The 13,824-nt window shown below is 44.1% G+C and carries 10 protein-coding genes; 6 read left to right on the top strand and 4 right to left on the bottom strand.

Annotated features, from left to right (window positions below; genetic code table 11):
• Nucleotides 1–3 precede the first annotated feature (3 nt).
• Nucleotides 4–3,102, top strand: coding sequence for an efflux RND transporter permease subunit (locus DD616_RS15000; protein ID WP_088728621.1), 3,099 nt, complete (start codon nt 4–6; stop codon nt 3,100–3,102).
• 50 nt (nt 3,103–3,152) lie between these two features.
• On the opposite strand, the gene shyC is transcribed toward DD616_RS15000, so the two are convergent.
• Complete coding sequence (shyC, locus tag DD616_RS14995; RefSeq protein WP_017048386.1) at nt 3,153–4,445, bottom strand: peptidoglycan DD-endopeptidase ShyC; 1,293 nt, start codon at nt 4,443–4,445, stop codon at nt 3,153–3,155.
• 129 nt (nt 4,446–4,574) lie between these two features.
• Here shyC and tyrS point away from each other — a divergent pair, with 129 nt between their 5' ends.
• Entirely contained in the window at nt 4,575–5,762 is a 1,188-nt protein-coding gene (gene tyrS / locus DD616_RS14990) for a tyrosine--tRNA ligase (protein WP_013857629.1), read from the top strand.
• 489 nt (nt 5,763–6,251) lie between these two features.
• Nucleotides 6,252–7,097: a magnesium transporter gene (locus DD616_RS14985; protein WP_208871871.1), complete on the top strand. Its 846-nt coding sequence runs from the start codon at nt 6,252–6,254 to the stop codon at nt 7,095–7,097.
• Here DD616_RS14985 and dacB read toward each other — a convergent pair.
• Nucleotides 7,076–8,518, bottom strand: a complete 1,443-nt coding sequence (dacB, locus tag DD616_RS14980) for a serine-type D-Ala-D-Ala carboxypeptidase (protein WP_208871870.1) — start codon at nt 8,516–8,518, stop codon at nt 7,076–7,078. The genes DD616_RS14985 and dacB overlap by 22 nt on opposite strands.
• 99 nt (nt 8,519–8,617) lie before the next feature.
• On the bottom strand, nt 8,618–9,610 hold the full coding sequence (ompU, locus tag DD616_RS14975) for a porin (RefSeq protein WP_208871869.1): 993 nt from the start codon (nt 9,608–9,610) through the stop codon (nt 8,618–8,620).
• A 553-nt stretch (nt 9,611–10,163) separates the two neighbouring features.
• Here ompU and greA point away from each other — a divergent pair.
• Nucleotides 10,164–10,637, top strand: coding sequence for a transcription elongation factor GreA (greA, locus tag DD616_RS14970; protein ID WP_013857625.1), 474 nt, complete (start codon nt 10,164–10,166; stop codon nt 10,635–10,637).
• 88 nt (nt 10,638–10,725) lie between these two features.
• Here greA and yhbY read toward each other — a convergent pair whose 3' ends face one another.
• A complete protein-coding gene (yhbY, locus tag DD616_RS14965) occupies nt 10,726–11,022 on the bottom strand; it encodes a ribosome assembly RNA-binding protein YhbY (protein WP_010318529.1) in 297 nt (98 codons plus the stop codon).
• Nucleotides 11,023–11,141: 119 nt separating this feature from the next.
• Here yhbY and rlmE point away from each other — a divergent pair, with 119 nt between their 5' ends.
• Together rlmE and ftsH are read left to right on the top strand one after the other, a co-directional pair.
• Complete coding sequence (gene rlmE, locus DD616_RS14960) at nt 11,142–11,771, top strand: 23S rRNA (uridine(2552)-2'-O)-methyltransferase RlmE (RefSeq protein ID WP_010318530.1); 630 nt, start codon at nt 11,142–11,144, stop codon at nt 11,769–11,771.
• 98 nt (nt 11,772–11,869) lie between these two features.
• Nucleotides 11,870–13,819 carry an ATP-dependent zinc metalloprotease FtsH gene (gene ftsH / locus DD616_RS14955; RefSeq protein ID WP_017049783.1) on the top strand — a complete coding sequence of 650 codons (1,950 nt, stop codon included), beginning with the start codon at nt 11,870–11,872 and terminating at the stop codon, nt 13,817–13,819.
• Nucleotides 13,820–13,824: the final 5 nt, after the last annotated feature.

The following is a 13,824-nucleotide window of genomic DNA, read 5'->3' as shown; positions in this document are numbered from 1 at the left end:
GCCATGTTTTCTATTATTGATGCGGCGCTATCTCGCTCGCGCACTATGTTATCGCTGCTGATTTTTATCTTGATCGCTGGCGTAGCGACCTATTTTTCGATCCCTAAAGAATCGAGCCCTGACATTACTATTCCTATTATTTATGTCTCCGTAAGTCATCAAGGCATATCACCGAGTGATGCTGAGCGCCTTATCGTGCGGCCACTAGAGCAAGAAATGCGCTCTATTGAAGGCGTAAAAGAGATGACGTCGAATGCTTCCGAAGGGCATGCTTCTGTAGTTTTGGAGTTTAACGTTGGCGTTAACCTTGATAAAGCGATGGCGGATGTGAGAGATGCGGTCAATTTGGCCGAGCCGAAGCTACCCGCAGACAGCGATGAGCCGACCGTGAACGAAGTAACATTGGCATCAGAGCAACCGGTATTATCAGTGGTGCTTTATGGCACTTTACCAGAGCGAGCTATCGTACAAATTGCAAGGCAGTTGAGAGACAAATTAGAAAGCTACCGACAAGTATTAGAAGTTGATATCGCTGGCGATCGCGAAGATATTGTTGAGATCATTGTCGATCCCCTATTGATGGAAAGTTACGGACTCGATCAAGGCGATATCTATAACTTAATCGCACTGAATAATAAAGTCGTTGCGGCGGGTTTCGTCGATACGGGCTACGGACGTTTTTCCGTAAAGGTTCCTTCAGTTTTTGAATCCTTGAAAGATGTGTTAGAGCTTCCGGTGAAGGTTGATGGTAAGCAAGTAATCACCTTTGGCGATATCGCGACCGTCAGACGAGCATTTCGGGACCCCGAAAGCTTTGCTCGTTTAGACGGCAAATCGGCGGTGGTGTTGGACGTTAAAAAGCGTGCTGGTGAAAATATCATCGAAACCGTTGAGCTGGTAAAAACGGTAATGGGAGAGGCGCAAAAACGGGAAGATTGGCCAAGTAATTTGTTGGTGAAATACACGTGGGATGAGTCGAAAGACGTTGAAATCATGCTCAACGATCTACAAAACAATATTCTGTCGGCCATTATTTTAGTCGTGATCGTGATTATCGCTATTTTGGGAATGAGGACGGCGCTGCTGGTTGGTATCTCAATACCAGGCTCATTTTTGACCGGATTACTAGTCTTGTCGGTGTTTGGGCTAACCGTCAATATTGTCGTGTTATTTGCATTAATTATGGCGGTTGGCATGCTGGTTGATGGAGCCATAGTGGTAACTGAGTTTGCTGATCGGCGTATGCAAGAAGGTGTGCCGCGTAAAGAAGCGTATCGAGATGCCGCAAAACGGATGGCATGGCCGATTACCGCATCAACCGCTACTACTTTAGCCGCTTTTGCTCCTCTGCTTTTTTGGCCAGATATCACGGGTGAGTTCATGAAATACTTGCCTCTCACGCTTATCGCTACACTGGCTGCTTCATTGATTATGGCACTGCTTTTTGTTCCTGTGCTGGGAGGCTTAATTGGCCGACCGCAACATGCTTCGGCTGCCAGTCAAGCACGGATGATTGCTTTACATGAAGGTGATTTTGCCCAAGCGACGGGCATCACCAAGCTCTATTATCACACGTTGGCCATTGCGATTCGTCACCCACTTAAAATACTGTTCAGTGCGATAGTGCTCGCGATTGTGATTGGTTTTGCTTATGCCAAAGCAGGGCTCGGTGCCGAATTCTTCCCAGAGGTGGATCCGCCTTATTTCACCGTTAAAGTTCGTTCTTATGGCGATCTTTCCATCCAAGAAAAAGACACCTTAATGCGAGAAATTGAGCAGGTGATGCTTGGCCATGAGGAATTTGAGAGCGTCTATACTCGAACGGGGGGAGAGGATGAAATTGGCCAGATTCAAATTACCCCTGTTGATTGGCAATATCGCCGCACCGTCAAAGCGATTATTGAAGAGCTCAAAAGCACCACGGATCAGTTTTCAGGGGTGGAAATCGAGTATAAATTTCCAGATGCAGGGCCACCGGTTGAGCATGATCTGGTGATTGAAATGTCGGCGCGTACTCCTGAAAATCTTAATGAGGCCGCTAAAATGGTCAGAAAGTGGGCTGATAACAATCCCGCGTTGACTAACATCAGTGACACCTCAAATAAAGAAGGGATTGACTGGCGAATTGATATTCGACGAGATGATGCCTCTCGATTTTCAGCCGATGCGACATTGGTAGGTAACACAGTGCAATTTGTGACTAATGGATTAAAAATTGGTGACTACTTGCCTGATGATGCAAACGAAGAGGTCGATATTTTGGTGCGTTATCCAGAGGATAAGCGGGATATTGGTCGATTTGATCAGTTACGGGTCAACACACCCGCAGGTCTGGTGCCGATAACCAATTTTGCGCAGATAAAACCGGATCACAAACAAGATACGATCAAACGGATTGATGGTCGACGGGTTATCGATATTATGGCGGATCTAAAGGAAGGGTATAATCTGGCCCTTGAATTGCCGAAAGTTACTCAAGCATTGTCGGAACTGAATTTACCTAATGGGGTGGAGTTTAAATTACGAGGGCAAAATGAAGAGCAGGAACATTCCTCAGAATTTCTAAAAAATGCATTTTTGATTGCGCTGGTGGTTATGGGGTTAATTCTGGTTACGCAATTTAATAGTTTTTACCAAGCATTCCTCATTTTAAGTGCAGTACTGTTTTCAACGGTCGGAGTATTTGCGGGTCTGCTGATTTTCCAAAAACCTTTCGGCATTATTATGTCAGGTATTGGGGTCATCGCCTTGGCCGGCATCGTGGTGAATAACAATATCGTATTGATAGATACTTATAACCAACTGATACGCAGAGGCTTGTCAAAACAAGAGGCCATCTTACGCACTGGTGTTCAGCGTTTAAGGCCCGTTTTATTGACCACAGTGACGACTATTTTAGGGTTATTGCCAATGGTACTGGAGATGAACATCGATTTGATTAATCAGAAAATTGAGTTTGGCGCTCCCAGCACGCAATGGTGGTCACAACTCGCCACGGCCGTTGCGGGAGGCCTTGCTTTTGCCACTGTCTTAACGTTAGTACTGACGCCTTGCTTGTTGATGTTGGGGCGTAAGGAACCACCACCTACTCTCGAAGAGTAATCTGCTCAATCTTACACAATGAGGCCCACATTATTGGTGGGCCTTTTTTATTATTTATTGGCATAGAGTAATTGGCTATAGCGTTCTAGCTTCCCAAGCCTAATTTGAGCATTGGCGATAAAGGTGGTTTTTGCTTGGCCCGTTAAGGATTTAGATTGCGGTAAAGAGACCGTTCTTGGGTTTTTGTGTACACCGTTTACCAAAAATTCATAGTGGAGATGAGGGCCGGTAACTCTTCCTGTCCCTCCTAAAGTACCAATCGTTTGTCCTTGTTTGACTCGTTGACCCGTTTTGACCATACGTCGTTGTAAGTGTAGGTATTTGGTAATGTAGGTGTTGCTGTGACGAATAAACACATAATTACCATTAAATTGGTTGTAACTTGATTTTTCAACCACACCATCGCCGGCTGCCCAAATTGGGGTACCAACTGGCGCGGCGTAATCGGTTCCTCTGTGTGCGGTGACTTTTCCTGTTACGGGGTGGCGACGGACAGGATTGAAATTCGATGTCACGCGACGAAAATCGATCGGCGAGCGTAAAAAGGCCTTTTTCATGGCCCGGCCATTTTCGTCATAGTAATTGCCTGTTGCATCGTCCAATATTGCTGTGAACGTCGTACCTTGGTTGGTAAAGGCGGCGGCAATGATATTTCCGCGGCCAATTACCTCACCTTCCACCACCTTTTCTTGGAATAGCAGCTTAAATTGGTCACCTTCACGAATATCTAACGCAAAATCCACATCCCAACCAAATATACCCGCTAACTCCATGATTTGGTTTGCCGTTAAACCCGCGCTTATCCCCGCATTCCAAAAATTTGAAGTAATGATCGCTTCGGCATAGTTGTACTGGAACATCAGCTCTTTTTTATCAAACTCAGAAGTAAAGCCATCGCCCGATTTAGTGATACGAAAGGTTTCAAAGGCGCTAATAATGCGATTGAGTTGAACAAGTTCATTATTTTCATCAAAGCCAAATTGCAGCTCATCTCCTGGCTTAAGCCGTGAAAGCTGGCTGTCAATATCACGATTTGTTGCCGTGAGTTGATAGAGTAAGCGAGCCGAAAGCCCAATTCGCTGAAATAATACGGCGGCACTTTCCCCCGATTTAACTTGATAAGTTTCCCAACGCAGCATGGTGGAAGGCGAGATAGATATTCCCGGAGAGAGTGCTTCGGCGTTAATGGTTAATGGATAATGGCGACCAATTTCTAGACGATTCGGATCCTGAGCGAGATCTTCAGGGTTTGGTAGAAATAGCAGCGCGAAAACCATGAGTGCGCTTAAAAAGGCGATGAGGATTCGATGCACCCAAGGGAGACGAGCGAAAATTGAAAGCATATTTAGGTTCGTTTAGTAAATTATAAAGAAATTAGCCGGTTCGTTAGTCTAACTGGTTTCAAAAAGCATCGCTATTCAAGTAAGATGTTCAACTATTAAATTTTGCCAAATCTGTAGGAGTGAACAAGAATGGCGAGTATTGAAGCGGCTTTAGCTGAAATTAAACGCGGCGTTGAAGAGCTAATCCCAGAAGATGAATTGATCGCGAAACTGAAAGAAAACCGTCCACTGCGCATTAAATTAGGTGCTGATCCAACGGCTCCAGATATCCATCTTGGACATACGGTGATCCTCAATAAATTACGTGCATTTCAAGATTTGGGCCATGAAGTCACCTTTTTGATTGGTGATTTCACGGGTATGGTTGGTGACCCAAGCGGTAAAAATACCACGCGTCCACCGCTCACTCGTGACGATGTTTTGCGTAATGCTGAAACCTATAAGACACAAGTGTTTAAGATCCTCGATCCGGCTAAAACGAAAATTCAGTTTAACTCTGAATGGTTGTCTCTATTGGGTGCGGAAGGCATGATCCGTCTTGCATCGAACCAAACAGTGGCACGCATGCTAGAGCGCGATGATTTCAAAAAGCGCTACGCTAATGGTCAGCCTATTGCCATTCATGAATTCATGTATCCACTCCTACAGGGTTATGATTCAGTCGCAATGGAGACAGATGTTGAGCTTGGCGGTACTGACCAAAAATTCAACCTATTGATGGGCCGTGAACTGCAAAAAGCACATGGTCAAAAACCACAAGTTGTCTTGATGATGCCACTGCTTGTTGGTTTGGATGGCGAGAAAAAAATGTCCAAATCAGCGCACAACTACATTGGTGTCAGTGAATCGCCAAGTGAAATGTTTGGCAAAATCATGTCGATCTCTGACACATTAATGTGGAGCTACTACGAGCTGCTTTCTTTCCGTCCATTGGAAGAAGTCGCACAGTTCAAAGCTGATGTTGAAAATGGCACGAACCCACGCGATCTTAAAATCTTGTTGGCGAAAGAGATCATTGCACGTTTTCACTCTAAAGAAGAGGCGGATGCGGCTGAACAAGAGTTCATCAACCGCTTCCAAAAAGGTGCGATGCCAGAAGAGATGCCAGAATTTGAATTTGCAGCGGGTATTGCTATCACTAACCTGCTCAAAGAGGCGGGTTTAGTGGCTTCAACGTCTGATGCGATGCGAATGATCAAGCAAGGCGGTGCCAAACAAGATGGCGAAAAAATCGACGACAGCAAAAATGTACCAGCCGCGGGGACTTATGTTTACCAAGTCGGCAAGCGTAAGTTCGCACGAGTTACTGTAAAGTAAAAATCACAGTAAAGTGAACCGTCTATTCATCAAAGCGCCTAAGGGCGCTTTTTTGCTGGGCCTGATCTTGGCATATTAATTAGCCATTAAATCTCCAATCTGAATGGTGGTTTTTTGTGATTGAGTATGGTTGAAATTGAAACGCATTGGATGCAAAGATCAGAGTGTATTTCGCCAAAGGCTTTGGTACAATTTGCGCACTGCTAATTGAGCAGTACTTTCGGAGATTTTTATGAACAATACCGACCATCCCCCTAGTATGAAGGGAGAAAAATAACCGCTTTCGGTATTGGCGATCTTCGCTCCTACCTTCAGTGGTAGGGCTTATCTTTTCTGATTTACACCTCTCGATTTTTCTCCTGCTCTCTAGTTTGAGATGAAAACTTATCTGTGAATTACATTGATGAACAATGACGTCATTGCTCACCAATATATTGCATTTGGGTATCATTTCGATGGTCGTTACCTTTGCCAATCGGGAGATTCGCCATGACGGTAATGAGCAACATTTATATTGAAAATTCACCTAACTTTTCTTTGGAAGAGATTGGTGCGGCTCGTAATGCATTTTTGCAGTACGAACAGCAAAAACAGGTACATTTATTGGCAGTGATGCCTATCGAAGAGGCAGTGGCGATTTTACGTCACTGTACTATTGGTTATGTTCAGCAACTACTCAGTGAATTAGATAAAGGGGGCTATGACATTCGCGCTCGCCATTACGCTAACCAATTGGGGTTTATTTACTCAGAAGTTGAAACGGCGCAAAGCTATTTAACCACTAGCGTGATTGAACATGTGAAGCAGCGTATTGGCTGGATTATTGTATTGGCACTACTTGGTATCGTATCCGGGCTGATTATTACCCAGTACGAAGATACATTGAGTCAGCTTGTGCTCTTAGCTGTGTATATGCCTGTTATTGCCGCTGCAGGTGGGAATACTGGCTCGCAAGCTGCGACGTTAGTCGTGCGCGCGTTAGCGGTTGGTGAGTTACGCAAACGTCAATGGTTGCGTGTATTATGGAAGGAGTGCCGTGTTGCGGTTTGTCTTGCGTTGGCTATCTCTACGGTGATGGTGGCTCGCATTATGTTGTTTAGTGATGCCAACTCAACCGGGGGCTTTCCACTAGAAAACATTGCGTTTGCAATTGCGGTTGCGCTCTTTATCCAAGTCACCATTTCCACGACGATTGGCGGCTTATTACCCATTGCTGCGCGCGTTTTTAAATTAGATCCTGCGGTATTAGTTAGCCCTGTACTGGCTTCTATCGTCGATATTTCGGGTATGTGGATCTACTTTAACGTGGTGAACTATTCATTAGGACTGAGCTGACTGAACTTAACGACATCTTCAAAGAAGAGCGTCTCAAATTGAGCAATTGGGGCGGTAACACTAGTGTTATCGCCTTGATCTTGCGGATAATAATCAGTGATGAATTGAACAAATAATGTACTCGGTTTTCCTTGTTTATCTAAACCGAAGCCCGCCATGTTATGCGTTCCATAAAGCGAACCACTTTTGGCAATCAGCTGCCCTTGTATAGCTTGGCCACGCATACTACGTCGGTACTGTAAGGTACCGGATTCACCTGCTTTAGGCATGATGTCAATAAGCTTAAGGGTTTGATTATTAATCCAAATGTAATTTAGCACATCCACCATATTTTGTACTGACAGGCGGTTGTTACGTGATAAACCCGAACCATCAGCCAACTGAGCTTGTGCCAAGTTGATGCCTGTTCGAGAAAAAAGGATCTGCTTGATCGCCTCGGTGCCATTACTAAAACTGCCGGGTTGAATAAAAAAATGCTGGCCAAGTGTTTTGGTTAAACTGTCAGCAATCAAATTGTCAGACTCTTTAAGCATCATTTCTAACAACGGGTACAGTGGCATAGATTGATGTGTTGCTATCAATGAACCTTTTTCTATGCTCAGTTCATCTTGCTTTACACCCAGCTTAACCTCGCCTAGCAATTCAATGCCCACTTGTTTGAGTTGCTTATAAATCATACGCGTGGCGTATAAGTTTGGGTCTTGCACGGCAAATTTTAGTGGCAGAGGTTGTGTTCGCTCGGCCAAACAGCCGTCGAGCTGGTAATGGTTCTGCTCTGAAGTACGCAGTTCTAAATCACAGCGAGCGCTCTCTTGTTCAGTCTTAGTAACACTTATTGCGTAGCTGGTCACGTGAATGGGATAGTGCTCAGGCACATAAACCCGAGTTTTCCCGTTCGGCTGCGTATAAATCGAGGCTTGCACGCAATTACCATCCAGAGTGATTGCACTTGATGGGGCGCTATAGCATACCCCCAGAATATCCCAAGGTGATCCAACCGCGCGGTCGTAACCTGAAAAGGCTGAATTATCTAACCAAAGGTTGCCTTTTATTTGTGAGATGCCCTGTTTTTTTAGCTCGCTGAGTAGCTGCTTCATATCTTGGCTGGTTAACGTAGGGTCGCCAGAGAAGTGAATAACAATGTCATCGCCATGTTGAGTTAGCTGAGTCGTGAAGCGAAATTGTTCGCCAAGCTCTAGCGTGGCGGCAAGCGCGGTGAGCATTTTTAAAGTGCTGGCAGGAGGGAAAAGCGCTTGTATGTTATCAGTATCTTGAAAAACCTGTTCAGTGGCTAAAGAGTGAACGAACAAACCCACCCGAGTACCTTGTGGCAGTGTTTGCAAAGGCGCATACGCCAAAGTCGATAAAGGAAGGAAGAATGAGAGGATGAATAAAAAAGCACTGCGGTTTAATAAGAGCATAACACGGCATTTCAGGGCGGAGTGTGCATACAGTATAGCGAGATAAAAAAACGCCTGCTAGCAAGCAGGCGTTTTAAATCTATGACATTAAGCCAAGAATTAGAAGTCGTAACGTAGACCTAGTGCTAGTTCGTCTTCAGATGCAGCTTTACCTACTTTGTCTGAATCAAGTAGGTTGAAGTTGTAAGAGATGTACGAACGGAAGTTAGGTTTGAAGAAGTAAGTTGCATCAACTGCAAAGCTATCCGCTTCATCTTTTTTAGCGCCAGAATTTTTAGACTCTAGGTAGTTGTATGTAGAAGTGAATACAGCTTGACCCATAGTGTATTTTGCTGCTAGCTCATAACCAGTTTTATCTGTTTTGCTTGCTGCTTTGTCTTGACCATCAACAAAAGTACCAGCGAAGTAGAAATCAGAGATAGCGTAAGACGCTGCTAGCATATATTGATCAGAAGACGCATTCGCTGCTGTATCTTGATCTGCGTAACCCGCACCTAGCTTAACGCCAGTGTCGCCGATTGCGTAGATAGCTGATAGAGAGTAGCCATCTGCATTGTTGTCTGTGATTGCAGACGTGCTTTCTTGACGGTCAGCAAAACGGTAGCTTGCTTTAACGCCTAGATCAGCAAATTGACCTTTATAAGCCACCATGTTGTCTACGCGGTCTGCTACAACAATTTTATACGCTGCTTTGTTGCCGTGGTATGACATGATATCGGTAAAGTCAGTGATAACACCTAGCGCGCCGTCATTTTTACCGTAAGTCACTTCACCGAAGTTACCGCCGATACCAGCATAAGTGTAACGGTTGTCCAAATCACCTTTGTTGTCAGCCGTGCCTTCATCAGCAGTAGTAAATTCGCCTTCGTAGAAACCAACGCCGTATAGGCTGTCGTTGATCGCTACTTTACCTAGGAAGTTTAGACGTACGCGTGATGCATCGTCCGCTTTACCATCTTTAAGAGAAAGACGTGCTTCTGCGCGGCCGCCCATTTCTAGAGATGTACCGTCTTGGTTGTATAGCTCACCAGCATTTACACCAGTTACTACTGCAGCAGCTGATACTGCTAAAGCAATCAGAGTTTTGTTCATCTTATTAGTCCTAATTTACTGTCCATAAATATTTTTATTTGCGACGTCTATATCGTCCTTCGAGTGCTTTTGAACATTGAGTTGCATAGGTTGGGTTTTGTAAACCTTCACTAACGTACAACCAAACGTTACTAGCATTTCGTGTTCTACTTTTTACTCTTAAGTTCCGAAATTAGTTAGTAAAATGATATAAAACAGGTTTATGAACACCGTTTTATTTCGTGTAAATAAATGTCAAGTCTTTGTTTTTTATTTGGTTTATTGGTTTTTATCAACTGGTCTGAATAGTTTGTTTTTTATTTTTTTTTAGTGAAGTGGGTCGGTTTTTTGTGCAAAAACATTCGTGAAAATGAGCTTTGTGTCTGTTTTTTATCACTTTCCCCCAAACTCATTCACAGAAACCTGACAGGGGTCACGTGTGATTTAAGATGATTTAGTCACGAAGTTTGATTACACTGATTAGCAACTATGTTAATCCATGTACTACCTAACCTTTGTTGTGTTGGGTAGTTTTGTTTTGCCCAAATACGAATTTTGGCATTAGAGGTATAAAATGGAAAAAGTTCCAATGACAGTTCGTGGTGAACAATTGCTGCGCGAAGAGTTAGATAGGCTGCTAAAATTACGTCCACAAATTACCCAAGCTATTGCAACCGCACGTGAACTTGGCGACCTAAAAGAAAATGCGGAATATCACGCTGCTCGAGAAGAGCAAGGTATTTGTGAGGCTCAAATTCGTGATATTGAATATAAGCTATCTGTTGCTCAGGTGATCGATATCACTAAAATGGAAAATACAGGCAAAGTGATTTTTGGTTCAACAGTGACATTGATTGACAGTGATACTGATGAAGTGAAACGCTACCAGATTGTGGGTGAAGATGAAGCTGAGATTAAATCTGGGCGCATTTCTGTCAGCTCACCGATTGCCCGCGGTTTGATCGGTAAAATGGAAGGTGATGAGGTGATTATCGCTACTCCCGGTGGTGATAAAGATTTCGAAATCGATAAAGTTGAATACCTCTAATTCATTTCAACAACAATCAAAAAGGTCGCAGTATGCGACCTTTTTTTGTCTGTATCCATCAGAGTCAGAGCGTCGATAACGCGACTGATTACTTACGAGGGATCTCGATTTTACGTTGCTCGGTTTGACGAAATAGTACGAGAATCTTACCAATGGTTTGTACTTTTTCTGCGCCAGTCTCACGCACGATAGCATCGATAATCAACTGCTTAGTTTCGCGATCTTCGGATGCTACTTTCACTTTGATCAGTTCGTGGTGGTTGAGGGCAATCTCGATTTCCGCTAGAACAGCCTCAGTGAGTCCATTCGCGCCCATCAGTACAACAGGTTTCAAACTGTGTGCTAGGCCTTTAAGGTGCTGCTTTTGTTTGGTGCTTAGGTTCATTATGCGGCCAATTTTATTTAATATAAGGGTTGAAAAAAGCTATTTTAACGCCATCTATCCCTGAAGACTATATTTTCTACCATACTTTCTTGGATGGAAACATTTCAGTTAGGAATCGAATGAGTAAACAGAAGCATTCGGCCAGCTCTAGTCGCTGGTTGAAAGAACATTTTGATGATAAATACGTGAATGAAGCCAAAAAGAGAGGTTATCGTTCGCGTGCTATTTTCAAAATAGAAGAGATTCAAAATAAAGATAAACTGCTTAGGCCAGGAATGACTGTTGTGGATTTAGGGGCGGCTCCCGGCGGGTGGTCTCAATATTCAGCGGGTATCGTCGGTGATAAAGGCCGAGTGATCGCGTGTGATATTTTGCCGATGGATCCTATTGTTGGCGTTGCTTTCTTACAAGGCGATTTTCGTGAAGAGGCCGTACTAGAAGCACTATTAGATCGTATACAGCCTGATATGGTTGATGTAGTGATGTCAGACATGGCACCTAACATCGCCGGAAATAATTCGGTTGATCAGCCAAGGGCAATGTATTTGGTTGAACTAGCTCTAGATATGTGTCGACAAGTTCTTACTCCAAATGGTAGTTTTGTGGTCAAGGTTTTTCAGGGAGAAGGCTTTGATGATTATGTCAAAGAAGTTCGAAACCTGTTTAAAGTCGTGAAAATAAGAAAACCAGACTCTTCGCGAGCTCGCTCAAGAGAGGTCTTTGTTGTAGCCACTGGTTACAAAGGTTAACGTTTTTGCTGTACAAGGCATAAGTTAACATATGGCTACAGGTTACAAACTGTAGTACCCTACCTTTAATTACAATTAGTTATCGCGAGGCTTACACCTTGAGTGATATGGCAAAAAATTTAATTCTGTGGCTAGTTATAGCTGTCGTTTTAATGTCGGTATTCCAGAGCTTTGGCCCTGGTGATAGTAACGGCAAAGCAGTGGATTACACCACGTTCGTACAGGAAGTTGGCCAAGGCCAGATTCAAGAAGCTCAATTTAACAATAGTGAAATTTCCTTTACTCGTAGAGGCGGTGGTACTCGCTATGTAACTTACATGCCCGTGTACGATCAAAAGCTGCTTGATGATTTGATTAATCAAAACGTTAAAGTACAAGGTACACCACCAGAAGAGCAAAGTTTGCTCGGGACCATTTTTATCTCTTGGTTCCCCATGATCCTACTGATCGGTGTTTGGATATTCTTCATGCGTCAAATGCAAGGTGGCGGTGGCAAAGGTGCCATGTCATTTGGTAAGAGCAAAGCTCGAATGATGAGTGAAGAGCAAATCAAAACCACGTTCGGTGATGTGGCTGGTTGTGACGAAGCGAAAGAAGATGTGAAAGAGCTTGTGGATTACTTGCGTGATCCGAGTCGCTTCCAAAAACTGGGTGGGAAAATTCCAACGGGTGTTTTGATGGTTGGTCCTCCTGGTACAGGTAAAACATTACTGGCAAAAGCAATTGCTGGTGAGGCGAAAGTACCGTTCTTCACTATATCTGGTTCTGATTTCGTTGAAATGTTTGTTGGTGTCGGTGCATCTCGTGTACGTGACATGTTCGAGCAAGCGAAAAAGGCTTCACCTTGTATCATCTTTATTGATGAGATTGATGCGGTAGGTCGTCAACGTGGTGCTGGTGTCGGCGGCGGTCACGATGAGCGTGAGCAGACTTTAAACCAAATGTTGGTTGAAATGGATGGTTTTGAAGGCAATGAAGGCGTTATCGTCATTGCGGCAACCAACCGTCCAGACGTTTTAGACCCAGCATTGCTGCGTCCGGGGCGTTTTGACCGTCAAGTGGTGGTCGGTTTACCTGATGTTCGCGGTCGTGAACAGATCTTGAAAGTTCATATGCGCAAAGTACCTTTAGCTGGTGATGTTGAACCTTCATTGATTGCTCGCGGAACACCGGGTTTCTCTGGTGCCGATTTGGCGAACTTAGTGAACGAGGCGGCGTTATTCTCTGCTCGCGGTAACAAACGCAATGTTTCAATGGTTGAGTTTGAGTTAGCAAAAGACAAAATCATGATGGGTGCTGAACGTCGTTCGATGGTGATGTCTGAAGAAACTAAAGCATCGACAGCTTATCATGAAGCAGGACACGCCATTGTTGGTCGTTTGGTACCTGAACATGACCCTGTTTATAAAGTATCGATTATTCCACGTGGTCGAGCTCTAGGTGTAACGATGTACTTGCCTGAACAAGACCGAGTTAGCATGTCGAAGCTGCATCTTGAGTCTATGATTTCAAGCTTGTATGGCGGTCGTTTAGCGGAAGAGTTAATTTACGGTCCAGAAAACGTTTCAACTGGTGCATCAAACGATATCGAACGTGCGACAGCCATTGCTCGTAAAATGGTTACTCAATGGGGCTTTTCGGAAAAACTTGGCCCATTGTTGTATGCAGAAGATGAAGGTGAAGTCTTCTTAGGGCGCAGCGTGACTCAAACTAAGCATGTGTCTGAAGATACTGCTAAGTTGATTGATGACGAAGTTCGTAAAATTATTGACCGCAACTATGATCGTGCGCGTAAAATCCTTGAAGAAAATATGGATATTATGCATGCAATGAAAGATGCGTTGATGAAATACGAAACGATTGATGCAGGCCAAATTGATGACTTAATGGAGCGTAAAACCGAGATTCGCGAACCTGCAGGTTGGGCTGATCAAGCCAAAGCTCAAGCAGAAAAAGCGGAAGCGGAAAAAGCTCAAGAGCCAAAAGTAGAGCCAGCAGCAGAAGACGAAGTAGCCACTGAGTCCTCAGAAAAGAAAGATGCTGAGTAATCGTT

The sequence above is a fragment of the Vibrio anguillarum genome, from assembly GCF_003390515.1.
Lineage (GTDB): Bacteria > Pseudomonadota > Gammaproteobacteria > Enterobacterales > Vibrionaceae > Vibrio > Vibrio anguillarum.
Note: the sequence above shows the minus strand (reverse complement) of the source record. Positions and strands in the feature narration are given on the sequence as shown.

What these genes read in the sequence shown, in the direction of transcription:
- DD616_RS15000 (WP_088728621.1), top strand. Translation starts at nt 4, where the DNA reads ATGTTTTCTATTATTGATGCGGCGCTATCTCGCTCGCGCACTATGTTA.
- shyC (WP_017048386.1), bottom strand. Translation starts at nt 4,445, where the DNA reads ATGCTTTCAATTTTCGCTCGTCTCCCTTGGGTGCATCGAATCCTCATC.
- tyrS (WP_013857629.1), top strand. Translation starts at nt 4,575, where the DNA reads ATGGCGAGTATTGAAGCGGCTTTAGCTGAAATTAAACGCGGCGTTGAA.
- DD616_RS14985 (WP_208871871.1), top strand. Translation starts at nt 6,252, where the DNA reads ATGACGGTAATGAGCAACATTTATATTGAAAATTCACCTAACTTTTCT.
- dacB (WP_208871870.1), bottom strand. Translation starts at nt 8,518, where the DNA reads ATGCTCTTATTAAACCGCAGTGCTTTTTTATTCATCCTCTCATTCTTC.
- ompU (WP_208871869.1), bottom strand. Translation starts at nt 9,610, where the DNA reads ATGAACAAAACTCTGATTGCTTTAGCAGTATCAGCTGCTGCAGTAGTA.
- greA (WP_013857625.1), top strand. Translation starts at nt 10,164, where the DNA reads ATGGAAAAAGTTCCAATGACAGTTCGTGGTGAACAATTGCTGCGCGAA.
- yhbY (WP_010318529.1), bottom strand. Translation starts at nt 11,022, where the DNA reads ATGAACCTAAGCACCAAACAAAAGCAGCACCTTAAAGGCCTAGCACAC.
- rlmE (WP_010318530.1), top strand. Translation starts at nt 11,142, where the DNA reads ATGAGTAAACAGAAGCATTCGGCCAGCTCTAGTCGCTGGTTGAAAGAA.